Annotated in this window: 4 protein-coding genes; 1 reads left to right on the plus strand and 3 read right to left on the minus strand. The window is 73.9% G+C overall.

The genetic code is table 11. The features are described from left to right. Positions 1 to 65: 65 nt before the first annotated feature. Positions 66 to 854, minus strand: a complete 789-nt coding sequence (locus ACFXA3_RS35480) for a CAP domain-containing protein (protein WP_385193992.1) — start codon at positions 852 to 854, stop codon at positions 66 to 68. Between the two features lie 621 nt (positions 855 to 1,475). Here ACFXA3_RS35480 and ACFXA3_RS35485 point away from each other — a divergent pair. Then, a complete protein-coding gene (locus ACFXA3_RS35485) occupies positions 1,476 to 2,243 on the plus strand; it encodes an NPP1 family protein (RefSeq protein WP_385193994.1) in 768 nt (255 codons plus the stop codon). A 59-nt stretch (positions 2,244 to 2,302) separates the two neighbouring features. On the opposite strand, the gene ACFXA3_RS35490 is transcribed toward ACFXA3_RS35485, so the two are convergent. Together ACFXA3_RS35490 and ACFXA3_RS35495 are read right to left on the minus strand one after the other, a co-directional pair. Beyond that, the gene (locus ACFXA3_RS35490; protein ID WP_385193997.1) at positions 2,303 to 3,553 is read right to left on the minus strand and encodes an alkaline phosphatase family protein; all 1,251 of its coding nucleotides are present in this window, start codon (positions 3,551 to 3,553) and stop codon (positions 2,303 to 2,305) included. A 27-nt stretch (positions 3,554 to 3,580) separates the two neighbouring features. Continuing rightward, positions 3,581 to 4,492, minus strand: a complete 912-nt coding sequence (locus ACFXA3_RS35495; RefSeq protein ID WP_385194000.1) for a galactokinase — start codon at positions 4,490 to 4,492, stop codon at positions 3,581 to 3,583. Between the last annotated feature and the right edge of the window lie 351 nt (positions 4,493 to 4,843).

A 4,843-nucleotide genomic window follows, 5' to 3' on the forward strand; every position in this document is an offset into this window, starting at 1 on the left:
CCGCCCCCGGCTCACCCTCGCGGCCGTGGTGGGGGGCTCACCCGTCCGGGTGGTCCGGACAGGGATCAGCGGGCCGTGCCGAAGTCCTGCGTCCAGTAGGAGTTCGGCTGCGCGAGGCCCACGCCGATCTCCTTGAACGCGCAGTTGAGGATGTTCTCCCGGTGCCCGGGGCTGTTCATCCAGCCGGTCATGACCTGCTCGGGCGTGCTGTACCCGTAGGCGACGTTCTCGCCGTAGGTCATCCAGCTGAACCCGCTGGCGGCGATGCGCTGGCCCGGGTCCGAGCCGTCGGAGCCGGTGTGCGACATGGTGGAGTGCGCGGCCATGTCCTGGCTGTGGTTGACGGCCGCGGCCGTCAGCTTCGCGTTGACGGTGAGCGCGGGGCAGCCGACCTTGGCACGCTCCTCGTTCACCAGGGCCACCACCTCGGCCGCCGGGCCGGATGCCGTGGGGGCCGGGGCGGCCGGCTTCGCCGGGACGGCCGGAGCCGAGGGGCGGGCCGGGGCCGGCTTCGCGGGCTTCACCGCCGCGGGCGGCCTCGGCGCCTCGGGAGCGGGCGCGGTGGTCTGCGGAGCGCCGGTGTTCTGCCCGGCCGGCGTGGCCGTGTCCGTGGCCGTCGTCGTTGCCGTCGCCGGGTCCACCGGGGTGTCCGTCGGCGCCGCCAGGATCTGGAGCGACTCGCTGGGCGAAGGGGCACCGTGGGGGGGGTGCGCCCCGTGCCGGCCGGCCCGTGCCGAGCCGGGCCCGTCGGTGTGCAGGCACGCCATGGCGGCCGTGGGGATGCCCACGAGGCCCAGGGTGACGGCGGCGATCGTTATTTTCTTGTAGTGCGTCTTCTTGCGGTGCTTGTGCATTCGTGACCTCACGTGGTTTCTGCGATGCGTCCTGCGCCTGAGCTGCTGGAGCGCCGGGGCCGGGCCGCCATTCTTAGAAGCCCCGCAACGGGCTGGCAAGTCTCGCCGGCCGCCCGTGCGGCAGCGCCGGGAACCGGGCTTGAAAAGGGCGGACAGTCATGCAGACCGTGGCCGCGGCAGGACGCGCCGGACGAGGACCGTCCATCAGACCCGCCTGCGACATGGCAAGTTGCCGAGGATCGTCCCGGTGCCCGAGATGACCATTCCGGTGAAGACGGGCATGTCGATTCCGGTGGGACAAATATCGACATGTCGGGGAGGCTTGAGCGGACGTAATGCTTCCGTGACCGCTCGGTGCGCCGTGATGCATGTCACTGTTTCGCGCGGGAACCGAACGTCGCGACGCGGGACCCGGGCCCGCGGCCGCCGGGGTGGGGACCCGGCGGCGGTCCGATGTCCGTCCGGCACTCGGGATCGCTTCAACTCCACCTGGAAAAAGGGGAGTTGGAAGTCGCGAAGGCTTGCCGGGACCCGCGGGTTCGCGAATGATGCTCCGGGCGTGCCGGCCGTCCCGGCCGGAGACCCTGCGCACCCCCGAACCGATCGGCCCGGAGGCCTGCTGTGCGGACGCGTCACCCCATCCGGAGATCATCCCTCGTCGTCGGCGCCGCCCTCGCGCTGGTCGTCGCCCTCCCGCAGACCGCCTTCGCGGCTCCGCCCCCGGCGCTCCCCGCCAACGCCGAAGCCATCGAGACGACCTTCCAGCCGGCGTACGACTACGACACGGACGGCTGCTATCCGACCCCCGCCATCGGCCCCACCGGAGTCCTGAACGGCGGCCTCAAGCCCACCGGAGCCCTCGACGGCAGCTGCCGTGACGCCTCGGACCTCGCCAACACCAACGGCTACTCCCGCGCCACCTGCAACAACGGCTGGTGTGCCGTCGTGTACGCGCTGTACTTCGAGAAGGACCAGGCCGTCCCCGGCATCAGCCTCGGCGGCCACCGCCACGACTGGGAACACGTGGTGGTGTGGATCCAGGGCAACGAGGCCAAGTACGTCGCCACCTCCAACCACGGGGACTTCACCCTCCACACCCGCGACCAGATCCGCTGGGAAGGAACCCACCCCAAGATCGTCTACCACAAGGACGGCGTGAGCACGCACTGCTTCCGGGCGGCGAACGGCAATGACGAACCGCCGGAGAACCACCGCGGCACCTGGCAGTTCCCCGCGCTGGTCGGCTGGTCCGGTTACCCGGCGACGCTGCGGGACAAGCTCAGCCAGGCCGACTTCGGCAGCGCGCACTTCGGTCTGAAGGACGGAGCCTTCTCCTCCCACCTCGCGAAGGCCGAGCCCGCCGGCATCCCCTTCGACCCGTACCTGTAGCGGTCCGGGCGGGGCGGGACGGCCGGGGGCGGCACACGGCCGCCCCCGCCCCCGGCGGTTCAGAACCAGTTGACGGTGAGGGGGAAGGCGGTGGTGGCGGTGCGGGGGGTGGAGTCGGTGACGGTGGCGGTGATCCGGAGGGTGCCGTTGGCCCATGGTCTGCCGGTGATGCGGCCGGTGGTGGTGTCGATGGCGAGTCCGAGGGGCAGTCCCGTGGCGGCGTAGTGCAGGGCGGGTTTTCCTCCGGTGGCGGTGAGGCGGATGGTGCAGGTCTGGTTGAACGTGCAGGTCTGCGGGCCGGGGTCGGCCAGCCTCAGATCACCGCCCGTCGGCGTGGGCGTCGGCGTGGGCGTCGGCGTGGGTGTGGGTGTGGGCGTCGGGGTCGTGGAGACGTCGAAGACCTCCGTGATCGGCTGCACGTTCGCCGCGTTGCCCGCGTGCGACGCCGTACCGAACAGGTCCTCCAGCGTGCGCAGCAGATGGTGGTGGTTGACGGCGGTGGCGTACCTGCCGGTCTTCACCTTCGCGCCGTAGAACACCGTCGCGATCTGGTTGGAACCGAGGTAGTTGTCCTCGTCCCACGTCAGCACCAGCAGGCTGTTGTGGGTCTTCGCCCACTGCGCGTACGCGTCGAGGTTGTTCCTCGTCCACGTGTCACCCGTGGTCACCGGGCACGAGTGCATGTCGTTGCACAGGTTCGGCACGACGAAGGACAGGTCCGGCAGCGCGGCGAAGTCGTTCTGCGGGAACCGGGCCCAGGTCTTCCCGGTGTTCAGCGGCACGTTCCCGAAGGCGAACCACGGGTTGTGCTTCTGCGCGTACTGCCCGTCGGTGCAGGCCGTGGACCCCTCGGCCGGCAGGTCCTCGTTGTACGAGGCGAACGTCCTGCCGGCCGCGATCAGCTCCTGGCCGAGGTTGGCCGCGCCCATCGACTGCGGGGCGTAGCAGCCGTCCCCGGTGATGCCCTGGGTGGAGCCGGAGAACAGGTTGAAGTAGTTCGGCTGGCTGGGGTGGGTCAGGGCCTTCATGCCGGTCAGGCTCGCGCCGCCGTTCGCCAGCTGGTTCAGGTACGGGGCGTTCGCACTCCCGATGATCTCCCCGTACTGCTTGTTCTCGTAGACGGCGACCACCACGTGGTCGTACGCGGGCAGTCCCGCGGCGGCGGCCGTCGTGCGCGGCGGCCGTCCGCCGCCGTCCGCCGCCTGCGAACCGGTCACGGTGAAGGCGCCCAGCAGGCCGAGCGCGCCGACCGCGGCCACCAGCGCGGACCTGCGGGCCCGGCGTCTCGTGGCGGCCAGGGATGAGGGCATCAGCGGTTCCTCCTCGGTCTCGGTGGTTCATTCCTCCCGCCGGGCCGCACCGGCCACGGCGATGTTCAGGAAGCGCGGGGCCGGCCGGTCCCGCCGGCGGAAGTCCTCCGCCACGGCGGCCCGAACCGCCGTCAGGCGCGACCGGGGCAGCAGCACCAGCACGCTGCGTCCCGGCCGCAGCCCGGGCGGCCAGGCGCTCAGCGCCCCGGCCCGGCGGGCGCAGGCCACCGCCCGGGCGAGCTCGGCCGGCCGGTCCGCGGGATCGCCCCGGACGGCCAGGAGCACCAGCCGCGTCCCGGACGCGGGCGGGTCGAAACCGACAGGGTGCCGCTCCCGCCCGGAGCCGAGCCGCAGGGCCTCGCCGGGGCGGGCGAACAGCACCGCGGCGCGCAGCGCGTCGTCGCCGTCCGGCAGCTCTCGCGCGAGCAGCCCGGCGAGCCCGGCCCGGTCCGGTTCCGCGCCCGCCGGGGTGTGCACGTCGGCCACCGCGAGCGCGATCGCGCAGTCGGCGGGCTCCGCCGTGGCCAGCCCCGCGGCCTCCGTCAGCGAGCCCTGGAGGTGCAGGTCGGTCCCGCCGCGCCCGAACCCGGCGCGGGCCAGCGCCCGCACGAGGGCGTACGGGCGGACGGCCCAGGCGGGCGCGGCGGGCGGCGGCCCGGCCGGCCGCAGCGGAAGATCGCAGCTGTCGGCGGGATGCCCGAGGGAGCTGAGCCGCACCAACCCGTCGGCACGCGGAGCGGCGGCGGCCGCCACCGGCCAGCCGGCCGCCGCGACCAGCCCGGGGGATTCCAGGTGGAAGGCGTACGGGGCGCTCCAGACGGCCGCCGGGGTCCGGCCGTGTGCGGCCTCCAGGGCGTGGGCGACGAGCCGGAAGAGCGGGTCGGCGGTCACCCGCCGCGCCAGATCCGACGGCACGGGCCCCACGGGCGGTGGGTTCACGGCCGGCGTCCCTGCCGGCACCGGACCGAGCGGCGGTGCGTCGGGCGGAGCCTGGGCGAGTGGCGCGCCATCGGGCGGCGCGGGGGCGCGCAGTGCGGGAACGGGCGGCGCGGCGGCGGGACGTGGCGGGACGGCAGGCGTGGCGTCGGGGGGCGACGGGTCCCCGGACGCGGCGCCGCCGCGGGCGGCCGTCACCGCACCTCCCCGGTCGCCGGCCCGGTCGGCGGGTGGTCGTCCTTGCGGGCCAGCATCCGGTAGGCGTTCCCGCCGTCCGTCCGCCGGGCCGCGACCGTCCGCACCGCGTCGAGGACCACCGCGCCGGCGAAGCAGGGCCGCGCCGCCGCCCCGGCG

The sequence above is a fragment of the Streptomyces sp. NPDC059456 genome, assembly GCF_042750055.1.
Lineage (GTDB): Bacteria > Actinomycetota > Actinomycetes > Streptomycetales > Streptomycetaceae > Streptomyces.

Bases quoted from the DNA above. Each gene is read 5' to 3' on its own strand.
- ACFXA3_RS35480 (WP_385193992.1), bottom strand. From the start codon at position 854: ATGCACAAGCACCGCAAGAAGACGCACTACAAGAAAATAACGATCGCC.
- ACFXA3_RS35490 (WP_385193997.1), bottom strand. From the start codon at position 3,553: ATGCCCTCATCCCTGGCCGCCACGAGACGCCGGGCCCGCAGGTCCGCG.